The organism is Mesorhizobium sp. M1050 (assembly GCF_040318715.1).
Classification (GTDB): domain Bacteria; phylum Pseudomonadota; class Alphaproteobacteria; order Rhizobiales; family Rhizobiaceae; genus Mesorhizobium.
The window spans coordinates 57,612-78,446 of sequence record NZ_JAMYMV010000022.1; the positions used below are offsets into that span (position 1 = coordinate 57,612).

Annotated in this window: 17 protein-coding genes; 7 read left to right on the forward strand and 10 right to left on the reverse strand. The window is 63.2% G+C overall.

What is annotated here, in order from left to right:
• Positions 1-26: 26 nt before the first annotated feature.
• Positions 27-1,643, forward strand: coding sequence for a bifunctional phosphoribosylaminoimidazolecarboxamide formyltransferase/IMP cyclohydrolase (gene purH, locus NKH57_RS14825; protein ID WP_023762529.1), 1,617 nt, complete (start codon positions 27-29; stop codon positions 1,641-1,643).
• Positions 1,644-1,687: 44 nt separating this feature from the next.
• On the opposite strand, the gene NKH57_RS14830 is transcribed toward purH, so the two are convergent.
• The gene (locus NKH57_RS14830; RefSeq protein ID WP_502907297.1) at positions 1,688-3,100 is read right to left on the reverse strand and encodes an MFS transporter; all 1,413 of its coding nucleotides are present in this window, start codon (positions 3,098-3,100) and stop codon (positions 1,688-1,690) included.
• Positions 3,101-3,255: 155 nt separating this feature from the next.
• The gene (locus tag NKH57_RS14835) at positions 3,256-8,070 is read right to left on the reverse strand and encodes an NAD-glutamate dehydrogenase (RefSeq protein ID WP_352945074.1); all 4,815 of its coding nucleotides are present in this window, start codon (positions 8,068-8,070) and stop codon (positions 3,256-3,258) included.
• Positions 8,071-8,206: 136 nt separating this feature from the next.
• Here NKH57_RS14835 and NKH57_RS14840 point away from each other — a divergent pair, with 136 nt between their 5' ends.
• A complete protein-coding gene (locus NKH57_RS14840) occupies positions 8,207-8,770 on the forward strand; it encodes a peroxidase-related enzyme (RefSeq protein WP_352945076.1) in 564 nt (187 codons plus the stop codon).
• Between the two features lie 133 nt (positions 8,771-8,903).
• The gene (locus tag NKH57_RS14845) at positions 8,904-9,227 is read left to right on the forward strand and encodes a YciI family protein (RefSeq protein ID WP_352733218.1); all 324 of its coding nucleotides are present in this window, start codon (positions 8,904-8,906) and stop codon (positions 9,225-9,227) included.
• Positions 9,228-9,231: 4 nt separating this feature from the next.
• Here the strand turns inward: NKH57_RS14845 and NKH57_RS14850 are convergent, their stop codons facing one another.
• Positions 9,232-9,846 (reverse strand): LysE family translocator, encoded by a 615-nt coding sequence (locus tag NKH57_RS14850; RefSeq protein WP_352945078.1) that lies wholly within the window; start codon positions 9,844-9,846, stop codon positions 9,232-9,234.
• 397 nt (positions 9,847-10,243) lie between these two features.
• On the opposite strand from NKH57_RS14850, the gene NKH57_RS14855 reads away from it, so the two are divergent.
• Positions 10,244-10,870, forward strand: a complete 627-nt coding sequence (locus tag NKH57_RS14855; RefSeq protein ID WP_352945080.1) for a DUF1062 domain-containing protein — start codon at positions 10,244-10,246, stop codon at positions 10,868-10,870.
• A gap of 61 nt (positions 10,871-10,931) precedes the next feature.
• On the opposite strand, the gene typA is transcribed toward NKH57_RS14855, so the two are convergent.
• The gene (gene typA / locus NKH57_RS14860) at positions 10,932-12,761 is read right to left on the reverse strand and encodes a translational GTPase TypA (RefSeq protein ID WP_352487331.1); all 1,830 of its coding nucleotides are present in this window, start codon (positions 12,759-12,761) and stop codon (positions 10,932-10,934) included.
• Positions 12,762-12,958: 197 nt separating this feature from the next.
• Between typA and NKH57_RS14865 the strand changes: the two genes are divergently transcribed.
• Positions 12,959-13,240, forward strand: a complete 282-nt coding sequence (locus NKH57_RS14865) for a hypothetical protein (RefSeq protein WP_245266849.1) — start codon at positions 12,959-12,961, stop codon at positions 13,238-13,240.
• Between the two features lie 92 nt (positions 13,241-13,332).
• On the opposite strand, the gene NKH57_RS14870 is transcribed toward NKH57_RS14865, so the two are convergent.
• Together NKH57_RS14870 and NKH57_RS14875 are read right to left on the reverse strand one after the other, a co-directional pair.
• Complete coding sequence (locus tag NKH57_RS14870) at positions 13,333-14,907, reverse strand: alkaline phosphatase D family protein (protein ID WP_352945083.1); 1,575 nt, start codon at positions 14,905-14,907, stop codon at positions 13,333-13,335.
• 271 nt (positions 14,908-15,178) lie between these two features.
• Entirely contained in the window at positions 15,179-16,462 is a 1,284-nt protein-coding gene (locus tag NKH57_RS14875) for an MFS transporter (protein WP_352945085.1), read from the reverse strand.
• 74 nt (positions 16,463-16,536) lie between these two features.
• Here NKH57_RS14875 and NKH57_RS14880 point away from each other — a divergent pair, with 74 nt between their 5' ends.
• Entirely contained in the window at positions 16,537-17,154 is a 618-nt protein-coding gene (locus NKH57_RS14880; RefSeq protein ID WP_352733233.1) for a TetR/AcrR family transcriptional regulator, read from the forward strand.
• A gap of 43 nt (positions 17,155-17,197) precedes the next feature.
• Positions 17,198-17,791 (forward strand): hypothetical protein, encoded by a 594-nt coding sequence (locus NKH57_RS14885; protein ID WP_023760852.1) that lies wholly within the window; start codon positions 17,198-17,200, stop codon positions 17,789-17,791.
• Positions 17,792-17,945: 154 nt separating this feature from the next.
• Here NKH57_RS14885 and ppa read toward each other — a convergent pair whose 3' ends face one another.
• The 4 genes from ppa to NKH57_RS14905 all read right to left on the reverse strand — a co-directional run bounded on the left by ppa (position 17,946) and on the right by NKH57_RS14905 (position 20,708).
• A complete protein-coding gene (gene ppa, locus NKH57_RS14890; RefSeq protein WP_023760853.1) occupies positions 17,946-18,479 on the reverse strand; it encodes an inorganic diphosphatase in 534 nt (177 codons plus the stop codon).
• A 115-nt stretch (positions 18,480-18,594) separates the two neighbouring features.
• Positions 18,595-19,101: a GNAT family N-acetyltransferase gene (locus NKH57_RS14895; protein ID WP_023760854.1), complete on the reverse strand. Its 507-nt coding sequence runs from the start codon at positions 19,099-19,101 to the stop codon at positions 18,595-18,597.
• A 117-nt stretch (positions 19,102-19,218) separates the two neighbouring features.
• Positions 19,219-19,857, reverse strand: a complete 639-nt coding sequence (locus NKH57_RS14900) for a TPM domain-containing protein (RefSeq protein ID WP_352606267.1) — start codon at positions 19,855-19,857, stop codon at positions 19,219-19,221.
• Positions 19,858-19,865: 8 nt separating this feature from the next.
• Positions 19,866-20,708 (reverse strand): TPM domain-containing protein, encoded by an 843-nt coding sequence (locus NKH57_RS14905; RefSeq protein ID WP_352606265.1) that lies wholly within the window; start codon positions 20,706-20,708, stop codon positions 19,866-19,868.
• Between the last annotated feature and the right edge of the window lie 127 nt (positions 20,709-20,835).

Here is a 20,835-nt window from a genome sequence, read left to right on the forward strand (position 1 = left end):
AATCAAGTCGTGAAAGGCCGCCAGCCATGGCCGTCGCCGCCAAGAACATTCCAGCACCTGACCTCGTTCCGGTGCGTCGCGCCCTGCTCTCCGTTTTCGATAAGACAGGCCTTCTCGATTTCGCCAAAGCGCTGGCAGCGGCCGGTGTCGAACTGGTCTCGACCGGCGGCACGGCAAAGGCGATCGCCGAGGCCGGCCTCGCCGTGCGCGACGTCTCCGAGCTAACCGGTTTTCCCGAGATCATGGATGGCCGGGTCAAGACCTTGCATCCCAGCGTGCATGGCGCGCTGCTTGGCGTGCGCGACGACCCGGATCATGTGGCTGCAATGCGCAAGTACGGTATCGAGCCGATCGATCTCGTGGTGTCCAATCTCTATCCGTTCGAGGAGGTCCGCCGCTCCGGCGCCGATTACGCCTCGATCGTCGAGAACATCGACATTGGCGGACCGGCAATGATCCGCGCCTCGGCCAAGAACCACGCCTATGTCGCCATTGTCACCGATCCCGGCGACTACGCCTCGGTGCTGAACGCGCTGGAAATGAACATCGGCTCGCTGTCGCTGGATTTCCGCAAGAAGCTGGCGGCCAAGGCCTTTGCCCGCACCGCCACCTATGACGCGGCAATCTCCGGCTGGTTCGCCGAAGCGCTTGAGATCGAGCACCCGACATGGCGCGCCTTCGGCGGCAAGCTGGAAGAGGTCATGCGCTACGGCGAGAACCCGCATCAGAGCGCCGGCTTCTACCTCAATGGCGACAAGCGGCCCGGCGTCGCCACGGCGCAGCAGTTGCAGGGCAAGCAGCTCTCCTACAACAACATCAACGACACCGACGCCGCCTTCGAACTGGCCGGCGAATTCGATCCCGACCGTTCCGCCGCGGTTGCCATCATCAAGCACGCCAACCCGTGCGGCGTCGCCGAAGGCATCTCGCTGAAGGCGGCCTACGCCAAGGCGCTGGCCTGCGATCCGGTCTCGGCCTTCGGCGGCATCGTCGCTGTGAATCGGATCCTCGACGCCGCGGCCGCCGCAGAAATCGTCAAGACCTTCACCGAGGTGATCATCGCGCCCGGCGCGACCGACGAGGCAGCGGCAATCGTCGCGGCAAAGAAAAATCTGCGCCTGCTGGTCACCGGCGGCCTGCCGGACCCGCGCACGTCAGGCACGACGGTCAAATCAGTCGCCGGCGGGCTGCTCGTCCAGTCCCGCGACAACGCCGTCGTCGACGACCTGGAGCTGAAAGTAGTGACCAGGCGCGCGCCGACGCCGGCCGAAATGGCCGACCTCAAATTCGCCTTCCGCGTCGCCAAGCATGTTAAGTCCAACGCCATCGTCTACGTCAAGGATGGCGCCACCGTCGGCATCGGCGCCGGCCAGATGAGCCGGGTCGATTCCTCACGCATAGCCGCGCGCAAGGCGCTCGACGCCGCCGAGGCCGCGGGCCTTGCCGAACCGCTGACCAAGGGCTCGGTCGTCGCTTCCGACGCCTTCTTCCCCTTCGCCGACGGACTGCTGGCCGCAATCGCCGCCGGCGCCACTGCCGTCATCCAGCCTGGCGGCTCGATGAACGACAAGGACGTGATCGCCGCCGCCGACGAGCACGGCATCGCCATGGTGTTTACGGGCGTCAGGCATTTCCGGCATTAGCTGCCTTACCCTCCCCCTTGTGGCCCACAAGGGGGAGGGTAAACTCACTCCGCCGGCCGGTCCGCCGGATAAGGCGTCTTGATCAGGATCGCCATGCCGAGGCCAAGGAACAGCGCGATCACGGCCATGCCGAGGCGCGCCGAGCCACTGGCGAGGGTGACGGACGCGACCATGAACGGCGCCAGGAAACTGGTCGCTCGCCCGGCCAGCGCATAAATGCCGAAATAGCGGCCGGATTCGGCGGCGGTAACGCTGCGCGCCATGTAGGAACGCGACGACGCCTGCACCGGCCCGAAAGCCACGCCAATCAACAGGCCGAAGAAGATGTAGGCCTTTTCCGCCGCCGTGCCGAACAAGCCGCCACTGTCTGGCCCGGGCATCATCCAGAGGCCGAACAAAGTGTAGCCCGGTCCGGTCGAGACGATGCCGATCGTGGCGATGCCGAGCAGGACCAGTGAGATCATCACGATGGTTTTTGAGCCAAGCGCCGTGTCGAGACGCGCCGCAACAAGGCAGCCGAAGATGGCGACGACATTGAGAATGATGCCGAAAATGCCGATCTCGGTGATCGACCAATGGAACATTGCAGCCGCAAACGTACCACCCAGCGCCAGCAGAGCGTTGACGCCGTCCTGATAGATCATGCGGGCGACAAGGAAGCGGAAGATACCGCTGCGCTTGCGCACCTCGCTCAGTGTTGCTTTCAACTCAGCCAACCCCTCTCGCACCGCCGGGCCGATCGGCAGCCCCTTGAGGGCGTCGGGCGTGAAAAAGAACATTGGCAGGATGAACAGGAAGTACCAGCCGGCCGACAGCGGCCCGGTGGCGCGGGCGTCTTCGCCGAGCTTCGGGTCGAGCCCGAACAGCGGGTCGATGCCGATGATCGTCTTGCCCGTCTCCGGCGAACCGGCCAAGCTGGCGACGACGAAGATCAGCGCGATCATGCCGCCGAGATAACCAATTCCCCAGGCCATGTTGGAGATCCGGCCGATCTCGCTCTTCGGCACCAGGCGCGGCATCATCGAATCGTTGAACACGGTCGAAAACTCGGCCGCGACCGACGCCAGCGAGAACAAGAACACGACCAGGAAAAGGTTCGAACCGGGAGCCGCGAACCAAAGCAGGCTAAGGCTGGTGACCTTGACCGCGGCGAAGAACGCGATCCACGGCTTGCGTGGACCGGTCTGATCGGCGATTGAACCTAGGATTGGCGACAGCACGGCGATGACCAGGCCCGCCGCGGCGATGCCGTAACCCCAGGCAGCCTGGCCGGTTTCCGGATCGCTCGCCATGCGTGAGACGAAGTACGGCCCGAAGATGAAGGTGGTGATGACCGTGAAGAACGGCTGCGCGGCCCAGTCGAACAGCATCCATCCCCAGATACCACGTCCAGACGCACGCTGCACTGCCTCTACCGCCATGATGATCTCCCCGGCCGTGCCCGTATCGGGCGCCATGTCTGCATTTTTCCAGCGTTCATGCAAATATCACGCATTGCGTACCCTCATGGCTCTGCCGGCCCCGCGAGATAGGTGCCAGCATTGCGGCCATATCCCTTCCCTCGTCGCTATGCGGGTAGAAGGTGACGACGGCCGGATGAAAACAAACCAACTCACATCCCCGTCAAATCGCTCATCAACCCGGAAGCAACAGACAGCCGCGACACGGTAATGTCGCCGCCTTCGGTCAGCGCCTGCAGCCGCTCGCGGATGCGCGCCACCCGCTCGCCGCCGGCTTCCAGCCAGGCCGCCACCGGATCGGCTGCCTTGGCATGACCGGTGAGTGCCGCCACCGCGATGCCGCGCCGCGCGGCACCTATCGTGTCGGTGGCGCGCGAAAGCGCCAGCTGGTCGTAATAGTCCGAGGGCGTGATCGAGCGTGCCGCGTCCTCTACACGCGGGATACGGAAGGCATCGCTGACGGCGAAGAATGCTGTGGCCGCCGCGACGATGTCAGCGCCGGCGGTGCGCGCCGTCAACGCGATATCGGGGATGAGTTCCGCCACCTCGCTCAGAGCCAGCTGCGCAGCCAGTCTTTCCGGCGCGCCGCTCTTGAACAGCCCGTGCCGCTTCTCCTCGATCCGCTCGCGCGAGAAGGCCGGCAGCAGCGAAACGAGCTTGGGCTCCAGCGCCTTGCGGGCTTCCAGCAGTTCGGCGATGCGCTGGCCAAGGGCTGCCGTGCTGGCATCGTTCTTCAGATACCAGCCGCTGGTCACATAGATCAGCCGGCTGACCATCTGATAGAGATCGAGCTGCACCTGGCCATCGATCTGGTTGTCGAGCGCGTCGATCTCGCGATAGAGCGCCGGCAAGGCAAAGCCGTCGCGCACCACGGCGAAGGTGCGCACCACGTCGGCGGCGGTGCGCCCCGTGGCTTCCTGCAGCCGGTTGACGAAGGAAGGGCCACCGCGATTGACCAGATCGTTGACGACGACCCGTGTAATGATCTCGCGGCGCAGCCGGTGGCCGTGGATTTCGGCGGCATATTTCTTCGCCATGCGATCCGGGAAATAGCCCATCAGGTCGCGATCGAAATGCGCGTCGTCCGGCACGTCGCTGGCGACGATGTCGGAAAACAGCACGATCTTGGCATAGGCGAGCAGCACGCCGAGCTCGGCCCTGGTCAGCGGTTCGCCGCGCGCTTCGCGATCGGCAAGCGCCGCCGGCGACGGCAGCGTCTCGACGGCGCGGTCGAGCAGGCCCCGCGCCTCCAGCGCCGTCATGAAACGGCTCTGATGCGCGATGTCGGCGAGGCCGCGCTTGCGGGCGATCGAAAGCGCCAGCGTCTGCTGGTAGTTGTTGGACAGGACGAGTGAGCCGACCTCGTCGGTCATCTCGGCCAGCAGCTTGTTACGTGCCGGGCGAGTCAACGATCCCTTGCGCATGGCGGACGCCAGCGCGATCTTGATGTTGACCTCGACGTCGGAGCAGTTGACGCCGCCGGAATTGTCGATGGCGTCGGAATTGCAGCGGCCGCCATTCATGCCGAACTCGATGCGCGCGCGCTGCGTGACGCCGAGATTGGCGCCCTCGCCGATCACCTTGGCGCGCACCTCCAGCGCGGTGATGCGGATGGCATCATTGGCGCGGTCGCCGACCTCGGCATTGGTCTCGTTCGAAGCCCGCAAATATGTGCCGATGCCGCCGAACCATAGAAGATCGACCGGCGCCTTCAGGATGGCGGTCATGATCTCGACCGGCGTGGCGATGGTCTTGGCCAAGCCGATCGCTGCTGCCGCTGCCGCCGGCAAGGTGATCGACTTCTGGTTGCGCGAGACGATGATGCCGCCTTCCGACAGTTTGGTCTTGTCGTAGTCCTGCCAGCTCGAGCGGGGGAGAGCGAACATGCGCTCGCGCTCGGACATCGACGCGGCCATGTCCGGATCGGGATCAATGAAGATGTCGCGATGGTCGAAGGCAGCGATCAGCCGGGTCTTCGGCGACAACAACATGCCGTTGCCGAACACGTCGCCCGACATGTCACCGACACCGACGACCGTGAAAGGCGAGGTCTGGATGTCGCGGTTGATCTCGCGAAAATGTCGCTTGACGGCTTCCCATGCGCCCTTGGCGGTGATGCCCATCTTCTTGTGGTCGTAGCCGGCCGAGCCGCCGCTGGCGAAGGCGTCGTCGAGCCAGAATCCGTGCTGCTCGCTGATGGCGTTGGCGGTATCGGAGAAGGTCGCCGTGCCCTTGTCGGCGGCAACCACGAAGTACGGATCGTCCGGATCGCGGCGCACGACGCCGGCCGGCGGGATGACACCCTCGATGCCGATATTGTCGGTGATCGACAGCAGGCTGGAGACGAAATTCTTGTAGGCAGCGGTGCCGGCCTCGAAGATCGCGTCACGGCCGGCGGTCATGGGCAGCTTCTTCGGGTAGAAGCCGCCCTTGGCGCCGACAGGCACGATGACAGCGTTCTTGACCTGCTGCGCCTTGACCAGGCCGAGCACCTCGGTGCGGTAGTCCTGGGCGCGGTCCGACCAACGCAGGCCGCCGCGCGCCACCGGGCCGAAGCGCAGATGCAGGCCCTCGACTTCGGAACCGTAGACGAAGATCTCCCGCCACGGCCGCGGTGCCGGCAATCCGTCCACCGCATGCGAATCGAGCTTGATCGCCAGCGACTGGCCTTTCTCTTTCGTATCGGCGACGAAATGATTGGTGCGCAGCGAGGCTTCGATCAGATTGAGATAGCGCCGGATGATGGTGTCGTCGTCGATGTTGGGAACGTCTTCCAGCGCATCCTTGATCTTGGCCTTGAGGTGCTTTGCCGCCACCACGCCTTCGGTCTCGGCTGTCGGGCCAAGCCTGGCGATGAACAGCGCATGCAGGCCGCGCGCGATATCGGGATAGCGATTGAGCGCGGCGGCGATGAAATCCTGGCTTTGCGGAATGCCAACCTGCTGCAGGTAGCGGCCATAGGCGCGCAGCACGGTGATCTCGCCCGACCACAGGCCCGCGGTCTGGGCAAGGCCATTGTAGCCGTCATTGTCGACGTCGCCGCGCCAGACCGACAAGAACGCGTCCGCGAACAGCGCCCCGCCATCGGTCAGATCGATTGGCTTGCCGTAGCTGTTCTCCAGCTCCATGTCATGGATGAAGACCCGGCCGGGCTGATCACCACTGATCTGGCCGGACTGACCGTCGCCGACCTCGAAAGTGCGTTCGCTGATGACGCGGAAGCCGATGTTTTCCAGCACCGGCACGCGCCGCGACAGCGCCACCGGGCTGCCGTGGTGATAGATTTTCAGCGCTGCCTGGTGCGGCTTCTGCTCGCCATGGCGATAATAGTCAATGGCGATCGGATTGCCGGCGCTGATTTTGGCAATCCGCCCGGCATCGGCCAGCGCCACTGCCGCGCTGAACGAATCGCGGTAGCTTTCCGGTAGCCGCGCGGCGATGCTCTTCAACGTCTGGTCGGCGCCATTGGCCTCCGCCGCATCTGAAAGCGCATCTTCCCAGGTGCGCACGATGTCGCGGATCGCGGCTTCGATCGTCGCTTGCTCGACCTTCGGCGTCTTGCCGCCGGAACGGCCGATGATGAAGTGCACGCGCGCCAGCCCGCCTTCTGGGAAGGCCGGGTAATAGGCCGACAGCCGGCCTTCGAACACAGTTTTCAGGTAGAGGCCGATCTTCTCGCGCACCACGCTGTCGTAACGGTCGCGCGGCACGAAGACGAGGATCGAGACGAAGCGGTCGAACTGATCGGCGCGCACCAGCGCCCGCACGCGCGGTCGCTCGACGAGGCCGAGAATGGCGGCGGCGTGCTTCCTCAGGATCGGCACCGGCACCTGGAACAACTCGTCACGCGGATAGCTTTCGAGCACATTGATCAGCGCCTTGCCGGAGTGGTCGTGCCGGTCGAAGCCGGACTTGGCGATGATGGTTTCGGCTTTGGACCGCAGGTAGGGGATCTTCATCACCGAGCGCGTGTAGGCGGTCGAGGTGAACAGGCCGACGATGCGCAATTCGCCCGCCAGCGTGCCTTTGGCTGTGTAGGTCTTGACGCCAATGTAATCGAGATAGATGCGGCGATGCACGGATGACTTGGCATTGGCCTTGGTGACGATCAGCGGCTCCGGCCCATGCAGGAAGGCGCGGATCTCAGGCGTTGTCGTCACCGCTTCGGTACCGCGCCTGAGTACCAGCACATCGGGATCAGCGAGGATGCCGAGGCCGGGCTTGTCGGCGCGCTCCAGTGTGCCGCTTTCCTCGCCGCCGGTGTATTTGAACTCGCGCATGCCGAGGAAAGTGAAATTGTCGTCGCGCAGCCACTCGAGGAAAGCGATCGCCTCGGCAACGCTCTTTTTGTCGAGCGGCACCGCCGAATAGCGGAATTCGGAAATCGCCTGATCGAGGCGGGCCAGCATCGGTCTCCAGTCGTGGACGGCGGCATGAACCTGGCCGAGCGTCTTGCGCAACCGTTCGGTCAATCCGCTCGCCTGCTCCGCGGTCAGCCGCGGTATGTGGACATGGATGACGCTCAGCCGGTCGTGGCTGCCGTCATCCCTAGCGAAATTGCCGTCGCCGAGGATTTCGTCCACACCGTCTTTGCCGTGACGAACCACGATGACCGGATGGGTGACCAGCATCGGTTCGCCTGATGTCTCGGTGACTTCGCCAAGGATGGAATCGAACAGGAACGGCATGTTGTCGTTGACGACCGTGATGACCGTCACCGGGCGGCCGTCTCGGACAACGCCGGAATCGGCATCGACGGCGATGACGCACTCGCCTTTTTTGTGAATGGCTATTGCCTGGCCGGCGAGATCGGCGGCGCGTTCGAGATCGGCCATTTCATAAGTGGCGAGATCTTCAGCCGGCGCACGGGCGAGCAGATAGTCGGCAAGCCCGGCTGGCCTTTCCTCCGCTTTTGCCGCTGCCGTGATTTTTTTCTTCGGCTTGCTCGCGGATTTCACGCTGGCCATGAGGCACTTCCCTCCCGTCAATGCTTTTACGACTATGGTAGCAGATGACCGCTGTTTGGCGACAAAGGTTTGACGGCTTGCAAAGAAATATCGGAATTCGGCAACAAGATGCCGTCCAACGGAGGAGAAATGACCCATGACCGGCAAAATCACCGCGCTTGACCTTGGCCTGGGAGAACTGAGCGAGGCGACAAAAACCTATTTCGCCAAATGCGAGGAGAAGCTCGGCCTCGTTCCCAATGTGCTGCGCGCCTACGCCTTCGACGACAAGAAGCTGCGTGCTTTCACCGACATGTACAACGACCTAATGCTCGGAGACTCCGGCCTGTCGAAGCTGGAGCGGGAGATGATCGCGGTCGCCGTCTCTTCGATAAATCATTGCTACTATTGCCTGACCGCGCATGGCGCGGCGGTGCGCCAGTTGTCCGGCGACCCGGCGCTCGGCGAAATGATGGTGATGAATTTCCGCGCCGCCGATCTTTCGCCCAAGCAGACCGCAATGCTCGAATTCGCCGTCAAGTTGACCGAGGAGCCGGCGAAGATTGTCGAGGCCGATCGGGCAGCACTTCGCAAGGCCGGCTTCACCGATCGCGACATCTGGGACATTGCCTCGACCACTGCCTTCTTCAACATGTCGAACCGGGTGGCTGCGGCGATCGATATGCGGCCAAACGACGAATATCACGCCGTGGCGCGGTGACCTGGCGGCTGGAGCCCGACAGGCCTTACATTAGCTGTTTCGCATTCTCGTTGCTTGTTTGCCGGTTTGGTCCGATGATCTGCAGGCGGCATGGCCGCATGTCGGTTCGATGCCGCTGATCAAGGAGGAGAACATGGCGAAATTTCTCTACGTCTATCACGGCTCCGGTAAGATGCCGACCGAGGAGGCCGAACGGAAAGCAGCAATGGACGCCTGGAACGGCTGGTACGGCAAGCTCGGCTCAGCCGTGGTCGACGGCGGCAATCCGGTCGGCATGTCGAAGATGGTGCTACCCGGCGGCAAGGTCGAGAACAATGGCGGCAGCAATCCGACCGCCGGCTACACCATCGTCGAAGCGAAGGACATCGACGATGCCGTAGCCAAGGCCAAGGATTGCCCGATCCTGATGAACCCGGCCTTCAGCGTCGAGATCGCGCCGATCATCGAGATGATGTGACGGGTTACGACCGCGCCGCGATCGCCGCAGCCGCGCCGGCCATCGTCGTGGCACTGATGCGATTGGCGATCTTCATGGCGCGCTTGCTCCTGAGGAGCTTGCGCGCCTGTGACGCGGCGAGCACCCAGGCCAGATCGATGGCGACCAGCACCACGGCCATGGTCGCCGTCAGCTCGACCCAGCCGACGATGCTGACCGAAGCGAGGTCGATGATGGTCGGCAGCAGCGCCAGGTAGAACATCATGATCTTGGGATTGCCGAGCGTCACCGCCATCCCGGCGAAGAACAGCTTTGCCGGAGAATCCTCGCGTGGCATCTCGCCCTCTTTCGCATCGACAGGTGCAGTCCACATTTTCCAGGCAAGGTAGGCGAGATAGGCGACGCCGACCCATTTCACGACGACAAAGGCAAAATGGAAGGTTTGCGCCACCACAGCCAGCCCGAATACTGCCAGCGACAGCCAGATGCCCTCGCCGATCCACATCGCAAGCAGGAACGGGAACACGTCGCGAAAGCCTTTCGAGATGACGCGCGCGACGAGCGCCGCGATCGATGGACCAGGCGAGCCAGCGGCGACGAACAAAGCGGCGGCGAAGATCAGGAGCGATGTGAGGTGCATGGGCGGGGTCTTTGGTTGAAAGCCTTCGATATCTAACATTAGCGCAAGCGGCCCAGCTGCGGTAGGGCCGACAAGATCACGCTTGTCCGCCCGGAATCTCGCGGCTAGAAAGGCCGCCGCGAAACAATTTTGAGCTTCACTTTGCCTACGTAACCGCCGGTCTCGTCAACTCCCCCGACACACTGCATGACGCTGCATTCGCGGTGTCTGTTTTCATGTTCACGTGTTCCTTAGGGCGGCGGTTCGAGACCGGTTTGGCACTGCTGAACCGCTGTCGCGCGCTTTCCGCCCGTGACACCTGATTTCCAAAAACCGCAGCCTACCGCCACGCCGTGCCCGCATGGGCATCTCGACATCGCCGGCCTGATGAACTTCCCGACGGGAAGGGCTTATCGGCATGTCTGGATTTCTGCGCATCGGCTGGGCGATCACGCCCAAAATCGCACCTCGACCGCTCATCAACTGCAATCGCTGCGGCACTGTGAAAGCCTATTGCAGCAGCGGAAAATTCCGCGTCAACGCCAACGGCAAGCGCATCGATGTCTGGCTGATCTACCGCTGCATTGACTGCGACAATTCCTGGAATTTCGGCATTTTCGAGCGTTGCAACCGCCGCGACATCGAGCCTGCTTTGCTGCAGGCGCTCGAAAGCAACGATCCGGGGCTGGCCCGCCGCCATGCCTTCGATGTGGGCGCACTGCGAAACCGGATCGGGCGCCTCGATGAATTTCCTGATGTCGCCGTTCACAAGCACAGGCTTGGCGGCACAAGGGAGACGGCAACCGCGCTGGAGCTCCAGCTTGGCCTCGAAATACCGACGTCCCTGCGACTCGATCGGCTGCTCGCCGGCGAACTCGGCATCTCGCGATCACGGCTTCAAGCGCTGGAAGAGCGACGATTGCTGGTCGTTCATCCCAACGGTGCCAAAGCCTTGCGCAAGCCGGCCCGCCAGGGAACGACCATCCGTATAGATCTGGCCGGTGAGGTCGACCAGGACGACATTATGTCGGCCGCCGGTGGATGAACGAAAGAGGGGCGGAGCATTGGTTTGCTCCGCCCCTCTCAGCCGTTTGGAATAAAGAAGCTTATGCCGCGCCGACCGCCTTGGCGGACTTCTCGAACCGCTTGCGCTCGTTCGGGTCGAGATAGAGCTTGCGGAGCCGAATGGTCTTCGGCGTCACTTCGACCAGTTCGTCGTCCTGGATCCAGGCCAGCGCGCGTTCCAGCGTCATGCGGATCGGCGGGGTCAGCTTCACCGCCTCATCCTTGCCGGCGGCACGGATGTTGGTCAGCTTCTTGCCCTTGAGCACGTTCACTTCGAGATCGTTGTCGCGGCTGTGGATGCCGATGATCATGCCCTGATAGACCTTGACGCCCGGGTCGATGACCATCGGGCCGCGGTCTTCCAGGTTCCACATGGCGTAGGCCACCGCCTCGCCCTGTTCGTTGGAGATCAGGACGCCGTTGGTACGCCCCGGCAGTTCGCCCTTGTAGGGCTCGTAGGCATGGAACAGCCGGTTCATCACGGCCGTGCCGCGCGTGTCGGTCAGCAGTTCCGACTGGTAGCCGATCAGGCCGCGCGTCGGCGCGTGGAAGACGATGCGCTGGCGATTGCCGCCGGACGGGCGCAGCTCCACCATCTCGGCTTTGCGCTCCGACATCTTCTGCACGACGATGCCGGCATGCTCCTCGTCGACGTCGATAACGACTTCCTCGATGGGTTCCTGCAACTCGCCGTTCTCGCCCTTCTGCATGACGACGCGCGGACGCGACACGGCGATCTCGAAACCCTCGCGGCGCATCGTCTCGATCAGCACGGCCAGCTGCAATTCGCCGCGGCCGGAGACGAAGAACGAATCCTTGTCGGGCGATTCCTCGATCTTCAGCGCGACATTGCCTTCGGCCTCGCGCAGCAGACGGTCGCGTATGACGCGGCTGGTGACCTTGTCGCCTTCTGTGCCGGCCAGCGGACTGTCGTTGACGAGGAAGGACATGGTCACGGTCGGCGGATCGATCGGCTGCGCATGCAGCGGCTCGCTCACCGCCGGATCGCAGAACGTGTCGGCGACGGTGCCTTTCGAAAGGCCGGCAATGGCAACGATGTCGCCCGCCTGGGCCTCTTCGATCGGCTGGCGTTCGAGGCCGCGGAAAGCGAGGATCTTGGAAATACGGCCGGTTTCGACCAGCGTGCCGTCATGGTGCAGCACCTTGACCGGCTGGTTGGACTTCAACGTGCCTGATTCAATGCGGCCGGTGATGATGCGGCCGAGGAACGGATTGGCTTCCAGGATGGTGCCGATCATGCGGAACGGGCCGGGATGCACGGTCGGCGCCGGCACATGCTTGATGACGAGATCGAACAGCGGCGCCAACTGCTGGTCCTTCGGTCCTTCCGGATTTTCGGAAACCCAGCCGTCGCGGCCTGAACCGTACAGAATCGGGAAGTCGAGCTGTTCATCGGTGGCATCGAGCGCTGCGAACAGGTCGAACACCTCGTTGACCACTTCGACATGGCGGGCGTCTGGGCGGTCGATCTTGTTGATGACGACGATCGGTTTCAGGCCGACCTTGAGCGCCTTGCCGACGACGAACTTGGTCTGCGGCATCGGCCCCTCGGCAGCGTCCACCAGCACGATGGCTGAGTCCACCATCGACAGGATGCGTTCGACCTCGCCGCCAAAATCGGCGTGGCCGGGGGTGTCGACGATGTTGATGCGGGTGTCCTTCCAATCGACCGAGGTCGCCTTGGCCAGGATGGTGATGCCGCGTTCCTTTTCGAGGTCGTTGGAATCCATGGCGCGTTCGGCGACGCGCTGGTTGTCCCGGAAGGAGCCGGATTGGCGGAGCAATTGGTCGACGAGGGTGGTTTTTCCATGGTCGACGTGCGCGATGATCGCGATATTACGGATTTTCATGTTCTGGTCTCGGAAGCGTTGCAGGCAGCAGGCCAAAAGGCGCTGCCTCTTTCGGTTGCGCGGCTCATACAGGGTTTTTCGCAGTTGCGAAAGAGGAGGCGCGCCACCAAATACTCATCAAATCTTAAGCATCTGCGTGTGAGATGATTCTGTTAACCAAGGCGGGAACCTTTCCGGGCCCGGGCAGTTCGAGCATCATGACCGACAAACTCAACCGATTTTGGCCGCTCATCGCATCCGCAGCCTTTGCAATCCTGCTGGCCGCCAACGCCGCGCAGTCGGCTGCTACGCTGCGCGAGACGCCCCCCGTTGCGCAGTCCGGCACGCAGACAGCCGAGCAGGTCTTCGCCGACGCACCCGACGGGGTCGACCCGATGGTGACCGGCCCGGTCAGCGCCTCCTTCAAGCAGAGGCAGGACACCGCCAACTGCGACAGCGCCGTCTGGCCGAACATTCCAATGGTCTGCTACCCGGACTAAGAGGGCGCTTCACCCCCGCCCCGTCTCGGCAGCTTCGCTTTGCGAAGCCGCCGCGCCGACCCTCCCCACAAGGGGGAGGGTGAATAGTGCGTTTATGCCGACCGTACTGGGTCGAGCGTTACCTTGAAGAGTTCGTTGTCGTCGCGGTCCATCAGCCGCACCGTCATCTGCTCGCTGGCGCCTGAAATATCGACCAGCCCGAAGAATTGCAGGCCCGCCGATGGCGGCAGGTTCTGACCCTGTTCGGCAGTCGGCGCCTTGATGAACTTCAGCTCCGGCCCGAATGTCATGTCAAAATCGTTGGGGCCGAACGTGCCGGCGTGGATCGGGCCCGAGACGAATTCCCAGAACGGATTGAAATCCTGGAACTGCGCCTTGTCCGGGTTGTAGTGGTGGGCGGCCGTGTAGTGCACGTCGGCGGTCAGCCAGACTGTGTTGCTGATGCCGGCGTTCTTGATGAAACGCAGCAGGTCGGCGATCTCGAGCTCGCGTCCCTTTGGCAAGCCATTATCGCCATTGCTGACCGCTTCGGCGCCGACCTTCTTGGTGCCGTCATCCCAGACGACGAGGCCGAGCGGCATGTCGGCGGCGATGATTTTCCAGGTCGCCTTCGAACTCGCCAGCTCGCGCTTCAGCCATTTCGTCTGCTGTTCGCCGAGAATGCGCGATTGCGGGGTCATCTCATCTTGCATGTCCGGACCATTGGGGCCGCGATAGGACCGCATGTCGAGGAAGAACACGTCGAGCAGCGGCCCGTAAGCGATCTTGCGATAGACACGGCCGGGCTCGGAGGGTTCATAGCGGATCGTCGTCATCTCATGGAAGGCGCGCGCCGCGCGGGCCGCCAGCACGTGGATGGATTTCTCCGTATAGCGATTGTCGGCGCTGAGATTCTTCGAATCCGACCAGTTGTTTAGAACTTCGTGGTCGTCCCATTGGTAGAAGGTCGGGCAGATGGCGCTCAACCCGAGCACGTTCCGGTCCATCATGTTGTATTTCCACTGGTCTCGGTATTCGTCCAGCGTCTCGGCGACCTTGCGCTTGCCGTCGATCAGCACGACGTTCTTCCACTTGCCGCCACCGGGCAGGTCGACCTCGTCCTTCATGGCGCCGTCGGCATAGATGGTGTCGCCCGAGTGCAGGAAGAAATCGGGCGTATGCCTGCCGATCGTGGCGTAGGTCTTCATGCCGGTCTCGTCGATGCCCCAGCCCTGGCCGGCCGTGTCGCCCGACCAGGCAAAGCGGATGTCGCGCTTCGAGGCCGGCGCCGTCCTGAAGCGGCCGGTGATAGGCTCCGAAACGGCGTTGATGTCGGCGAGATCGGCTGATGTCATGCGGTAGAAGATGTCCTGGTCGGAAGCGAGGTCGGTGAGCAGCCGTTTGACGGTGTAATCGCTGGCCGGCGACGTATCGAGCGGTGCCAGGCCCGTCGCATTGGCGAAATTCTCCGTCGACGACACCTCGAACATGACGCGCGACGGGCGATCGGTGCGCGTCCAAACCATGCCGCTGGTGGCGTCGACATCGCCCGACTGGACGCCATGGGTGAAGGCCGGCCGCTGATTGGCGCGCGAATAGTATGGCAGTGCCAGGCTCGAAACGCCGGCCAGGCCAACGGCGCTGGCGGACGTGACGAAGGCGCGGCGGGTCATCGAAAGCTTGTTCATGGCTGTTTCCTGGATGGCTTGAACGGTGCCACCAGGATCCAGCGTCAATGTTTCAGGCGCGTCTCGGGATGATGAAGGTTTGATAACAGTGAACAGGGTGATCTCCCCCCTCGAGGGGGAGATGTCGCCGAAGGCGACAGAGGGGGTCGCCGCGCATAGAGCGCCGACCTCCATCTGCACCAGGAGGCAGAGCCCGGTCGGACCGACCCCCTCTGGCCGCTTCGCGGCCATCTCCCCCTCAAGGGGGGAGATTAGCGCTCCGCCGTCGCGGCTAAGCCGCTCTCGGCTCCGGTTCAAACGCTGGCCGGCTTGTATTGATCAGCAGCGAGATACACGCCGCGGCAATCGCCGTCATGCCGGCAATCAGGAAGGCCAGTTCGTAGTTGCCCTGCAACTCGCGCATGGTGCCGCCGAAAGCGGCGGCGGTGGCCGCGCCGATCTGGTGGCCGGCGACGATCCAACCGAACACGATCGGTCCGCTGCGATCGCCGAACGCCTCGTTGGCGAGCCTCAGCGTCGGCGGCACGGTGGCGATCCAGTCGAGGCCGTAGAGCACGGCGAAGATGATCAGGCTGGTCGCCGAGAAGCCGGAATAGGGCAGATAGATCAGCGACAGGCCACGAATGCCGTAATAGACGCCAAGCAGCTTGCGCGGGTCGTAACGGTCGGTAAGCCAGCCCGACAGTGTCGTGCCGACCAGGTCGAAAATGCCCATCATCGACAGCAGGCCGGCGGCCTGAACCTCGCCGATGCCCATATCGCCGCAGAACGCGATCAGATGCGTGCCGACCAGCCCGTTGGTGGTGAAGCCGCAGACGAAGAAGGTGGCGAACAGATACCAGAACACCCTCGTGCCGGCGGCGCGGCGCAACGTCGAGAACGTATGCGCGAGGAAGTTGCCCTGTGAAGCGGGCGGAGCCGGCGGCACGTCGTCGGCCTCGGCGCCGTAGCGCAGCATGCCGATCGAGGCCGGCCGCTCCGGCACCAGCAGCCAGACCAGCGGTAGCAGGGCGGCGGTGGCGATCGCCACCGCAATGACGACCGGCTGCCACCCACCCGACTGCGCCAGAGCAGCGATCATCGGCAGGAACACCAGCATGCCGGAGGCGCTTGAGGCCGACATCAGTCCCATGACAAGGCCGCGATTGGTCTTGAACCAGCGATTGACGATGGTGGCGCCGAGCACGCTGGCGACAGCGCCGGAACCAATGCCCGAGAACACGCCCCAGGTGATGAACAGATGCCAGGGCTTGGTCATCAGCAGGCTGAGCGCGGTAGAGCCCGACATCACCATCAGGGAGGCGAGCAGTGTGCGGCGCAGCCCGATGCGCTCCATCAGCGCCGCGGCAAACGGACCGGTGAGACCGTAAAGCAGGATGCCGACACCAGCGGCCAGCGAGATGACGTCTCGCCGCCAGCCAAAGCTGTTCTCCAGCGGCAGCATCATGACGGCGGGTGCGGACCGCAGGCCGGCCGCGACCAGCAGGCAGAGAAAGATGATGCCAACCACGACGAAGGCGTAGCGCTGGCCAAAGGGACGTGATTGAGTTATCATGTTACTGACCGGTACGTTTCAGGGTGGGAACAGGTATACGTACCGATCGGTAACATTGTCAATCGAGTCACACGATGCCAACGGACAAAAATATTGATCTGACCATCAGCGACGATCATGCATCGGCGCCGCCGAAAGCCGCCAAGAAGATTCTCGATGTCGCCTATGATCTGTTCTACCGACGCGGTATCAGGGCGATCGGCGTCGACGAGATCGTCAAACGCGCCGGCGTCACCAAGCCCAGCCTCTATCGCAGCTTCCCCTCCAAGGATGAACTGGCCGCTTCCTATCTCAGGCAATACGACCGTGAATACTGGGAGCGTTTCGATGAGGCTGTCGCCGCTCATCCCGGCGACCCGCGCGCGCAGATCAAGGCCTTCCTGACCCGCATCGGCAAGCGAACGCAAGTGGCGGACTATCGCGGCTGCGGCATGACCAATGCGGCGGTCGAATATCCCGATCACAGCCATCCGGCCCGCGTGGTCAGCGAGGCCAACAAGCAGGAACTGCGCCGCCGCCTGCGCGCCATGGCGGTTGCGATGGGCGCCCAAGACCCTGACACGCTCGGCGACGGCCTGCTGCTCCTGATCGAGGGCGCCTATATCAGCGGTCAGTTGTTCGGGCTCGGCGGTCCGGCAAAAGCGGTCGCCCGCAACGCCGATCTGCTGATTGAAGCCAGCTTGAAGAAATAGCATTTGGCGCTACGCTGCGATGGCCTGCAACGGAGTGTCCGCGATGCGCAGCCTGCTGATTCTGCTCACTCTCGCGGGCTTCTGCCAGGCTGCACACGCCGACGGCATTGCAAGCGCCTACACCGATCTCGACTCGAAGAAGGACTGCGTGACTTACGCGCAGGCCGAGGAAGGCGACGGCGACTGGGCCGACCTCGCCTGTTCGGGCTACCGCGGCTATCCTGTGCTGATTGCCTATGACGATGCTCGTGAATCGCTGTTCTACGGTTTTCCGCCCGGTGGCGACATGACGACCGTCTGGGAGAGCTTTTCCGGTTTCAATTCATCCGGAGCCAAGATCGAATGGCGCGTCGAGACCAAGGGCGAGACCGCAGTGCCCTTTGCCGTCATCCATCGCCGCACGATCAGCAACCCGGATGACGAAAAAAAGTCGACCGAAGTGTTGCTCGTCGCCAAAGTCGGCCAGATGGAGGCCCGCGACGGCTGCACGATCGGCCTGGTGCTGGCCACCGGCAACCCCGCCGCCAACGATCAGGCGCGCAAGCTTGCCGACGACAAGGCGCGAACCTTCGCCTGCGGCAAGGACAGGCACACCGTCATCGGCAACGTGCCGGCTTTCGGCCGGGTCGACAACTGACACGGTGGGAATTGGCCATCGCGCCCGTAGCTTCGTCATCCACGGGCGGGGCAAGGAGCGCAACGACACGATCCGCGGAATCTGTTCCGCCGCGAAGTTCGGCTAGCTTCACGGCATCGATCCTCGGGCCAAGCCCGAGGATGACGAAGCGCGGTTACTTGCTCGCCTTGGCCCGCTCGATCGCGTCGACGATCATCTTCCTGGCATATTTGGAATCGTGCCAGCCTTCGATCTTGACCCATTTGCCGGGCTCGAGATCCTTGTAGTGCTCGAAGAAGTGCTGCACCTGCTGGCGGGTGATGTCGGGCAGCTGGGTGTATTCGGTGACGTTCTCGTAACGCAGCGTCAGCTTCGGTGACGGCACGGCGATGATCTTCTCGTCCTGGCCGGCATTGTCTTCCATGATCAGCACGCCGATCGGCCGCACGTTGATGACGCAGCCCGGCACCAGCGCGCGCGTGTTGCAGACCAGCACGTCGATCGGATCGCCGTCGCCCGACAGCGTGTGCGGCACGAAGCCGTAATTGCCGGGGTAGCGCATCGAGGTGTGCAGGAAGCGGTCGACGAACAGCGTGCCGGCCTCCTTGTCCATCTCATACTTGATCGGCTCGCCGCCGATCGGCACCTCGATGATGACGTTGACGTCCTCAGGCGGATTCTTTCCACTGGCGATGGCTTCTATGCGCATGGCTTTGTCCCTCTCTCGATAAAAGATCGATAGCGGGCGGCGCGCCATGGTGCAATGCGGCGAATGGTGCCTAGGATCCGATCGGAACACGCGGACGGCCGGAAAGGCCGAGGTGTCATTCCCAGACGAAAGCGACCTTCTTCAGCGCCTTCTGCTCGAAGATCTCGACGCCTTCGGCGACATCGCGTCCGCCGGCGCTGGCATAGAAGGCGAGCGCGTTCTGGTTGTCTTCCAACGCCCAAACCACCATGCCTTTCAGCCCGTGATCGGCCAGACGGGCCCTGGCTGCCGCGAACAGGCGACTGCCGAGCCCGATGCCCTGATATTCCGGGCGCAGGTACAATTCGTAGATTTCGCCTTGCTGCTTGAGCTCTCGGGCGCGGTTCTTGCCGATCGTCGCATAGCCGGCGACCTTGCCGCCGATCTCCACGACCAGAACTGTGGCGGCGCGGCGAATCGCATTCGCCCACCAGTCGGCGCCGCGTCGGTTGATCATCGATGTCAGGGTGCGGTGCGGAATAATGCCGGAATAGGCACCGCGCCATGCCTCCAGATGCACCTCGGCGATGGCACTGGCATCGCGCGGGTCGGCCTTCCTGATGTCGATCGTCAGCGTATTCATGATTTGTTAACCATAAACCCGCATCGCCCGATTGCAAGAGTCCGGGCGGCCCGCCGCAGGCTTTCTCACAGGCGATCATCGCCTTGGTGAGGCCTTCAATGTCTCTGTGGAAAGGGCTCAAATCTCTACGAGATGATCGTCCAACTCGTTGCTGTCGCCCAACGTGACCGGGAAATGCTCGGCAAGAACCGCCCCCACCTGCTCGATGGCCTTGACGAAGCCGTCGGCAAGGCGGTCGTCGCTGGCATGCGCGGTAAGGTCGCGCACGACGCCATCCCAGACAGGCTGGCCGACCTTGGCGTCGATGCCCGAATCGGCGACCACTTCGGCATAGCGTTCTGCGATCGAGACGAAGATCAACACCCCGGTGCGCGCCGTGGTGCGGTGGACGTTGCGGGCGAGGAACTGCTTGACCGCGTTAGCGTGCGCGGCCTGGTAGCGCAGCCGCCTTGGCACCAGATGGATGCGCAGGCCGGGCATCGCCCACAACATCGCCAGCACGCTGGCAAGCGCCAGAAGCTGGGCAAGGACAAAATGCGGCAGCCGGATCGACAGCCACCAGGCTTCCAGTCCATAGCCGACGGCCAGACTGACGATCAGCATGCATACTGTCGCCATGAAGGCAGCCGGGAAGAAATACCCATCGCTGGCGTGCGCCACGACGCAGTAGATTTCGCCGTCGGTCTTCTCCTCGGCGGCGCGGATCGCGGTTGCGATGCGCTCATGATCCTGCGGGCTGATTGGTCGTGTCGCCATGATCTGTCTCACCAGCTTCCTGAAGAACCGCCCCCACCGGATGAGCCACCGCCGCCGGAAAACCCGCCGCCGCCCGAGGACCAGCCACCGCCGGAACCTCCCGACGACCAGCCGCCACCGGAGGACCGCCGGTGTGGCTCGAAAGTCATGCCGAGCCAGCGATAGCGGCCGGGCCCAAGCTTCTGGCCGAAGATCGGCGGCAGGACCGAAGCCGCGATGCTGCCGAAGAAGATGATCGCCCAGATGCTGATGAAGACGCCGAAGAACAGGTCATCGGAATTGAAGGGCGCCTGCTGGTTGCGCTTGCCCCGCGCTTCCAATTCCTCCGGATTGCCTTCCAGCACCATGATCATGTCGTCGACGGCCTTTTCTATGCCGCCGGAGAAATCGCCGGCGCGAAAGGCCGGCACCATGTCGTTTTCGATGATCAGCTTGGTGTGCAGGTCCGTCAGCGTGCCTTCCAGCCCGTAGCCGACCTCGATGCGCATCTTGCGGTCATTTTTCGCCACCAACAGAAGCACGCCATTGTTTTCCTTCGCCTGGCCGAGTTTCCAGAAGCGAAACAGCCGGTTGGCGTAAGGTTCGATCTCTTCGCCATCGAGGCTGGGAATCGTCGCGACGACGATCTGATCCGAGCCTTTCGTCTCGAAATCGGCAAGCTTCTGCGTCAGCGCCGCCTTCGTCGCCGCATCGATGATGCCGGCATTGTCGACGACACGGCCGGTCAGAGCGGGAAGTTCGGCGGCGAAGGCGGTGATGGGGAGGAAGAAGAGGCTGGCAAGAAGGCTAAGAAAGGAAAGGTAGGTGTTCCGCGGCGCCCTCCTCTGTCCTGCCGGACATCTCCCCCTCAAGGGGGGAGATTGGACGTCACACCGGCCTTCGCCAATCACCGACGCAGAAGGATGAGCAATGCGCTCGAAACTGCCAATCTCCCCCCTTGAGGGGGAGATGTCCGGCAGGACAGAGGGGGGTGTTTGC

Bases quoted from the DNA above. Each gene is read 5' to 3' on its own strand.
- NKH57_RS14865 (WP_245266849.1), top strand. From the start codon at position 12,959: ATGACCGACAAACTCAACCGATTTTGGCCGCTCATCGCATCCGCAGCC.
- purH (WP_023762529.1), top strand. From the start codon at position 27: ATGGCCGTCGCCGCCAAGAACATTCCAGCACCTGACCTCGTTCCGGTG.
- NKH57_RS14855 (WP_352945080.1), top strand. From the start codon at position 10,244: ATGTCTGGATTTCTGCGCATCGGCTGGGCGATCACGCCCAAAATCGCA.
- NKH57_RS14885 (WP_023760852.1), top strand. From the start codon at position 17,198: ATGCGCAGCCTGCTGATTCTGCTCACTCTCGCGGGCTTCTGCCAGGCT.
- NKH57_RS14835 (WP_352945074.1), bottom strand. From the start codon at position 8,070: ATGGCCAGCGTGAAATCCGCGAGCAAGCCGAAGAAAAAAATCACGGCA.
- NKH57_RS14895 (WP_023760854.1), bottom strand. From the start codon at position 19,101: ATGAATACGCTGACGATCGACATCAGGAAGGCCGACCCGCGCGATGCC.
- ppa (WP_023760853.1), bottom strand. From the start codon at position 18,479: ATGCGCATAGAAGCCATCGCCAGTGGAAAGAATCCGCCTGAGGACGTC.
- NKH57_RS14875 (WP_352945085.1), bottom strand. From the start codon at position 16,462: ATGATAACTCAATCACGTCCCTTTGGCCAGCGCTACGCCTTCGTCGTG.
- NKH57_RS14845 (WP_352733218.1), top strand. From the start codon at position 8,904: ATGGCGAAATTTCTCTACGTCTATCACGGCTCCGGTAAGATGCCGACC.
- NKH57_RS14900 (WP_352606267.1), bottom strand. From the start codon at position 19,857: ATGGCGACACGACCAATCAGCCCGCAGGATCATGAGCGCATCGCAACC.
- NKH57_RS14870 (WP_352945083.1), bottom strand. From the start codon at position 14,907: ATGAACAAGCTTTCGATGACCCGCCGCGCCTTCGTCACGTCCGCCAGC.
- typA (WP_352487331.1), bottom strand. From the start codon at position 12,761: ATGAAAATCCGTAATATCGCGATCATCGCGCACGTCGACCATGGAAAA.
- NKH57_RS14840 (WP_352945076.1), top strand. From the start codon at position 8,207: ATGACCGGCAAAATCACCGCGCTTGACCTTGGCCTGGGAGAACTGAGC.
- NKH57_RS14880 (WP_352733233.1), top strand. From the start codon at position 16,537: ATGCCAACGGACAAAAATATTGATCTGACCATCAGCGACGATCATGCA.
- NKH57_RS14850 (WP_352945078.1), bottom strand. From the start codon at position 9,846: ATGCACCTCACATCGCTCCTGATCTTCGCCGCCGCTTTGTTCGTCGCC.
- NKH57_RS14830 (WP_502907297.1), bottom strand. From the start codon at position 3,100: ATGGCGCCCGATACGGGCACGGCCGGGGAGATCATCATGGCGGTAGAG.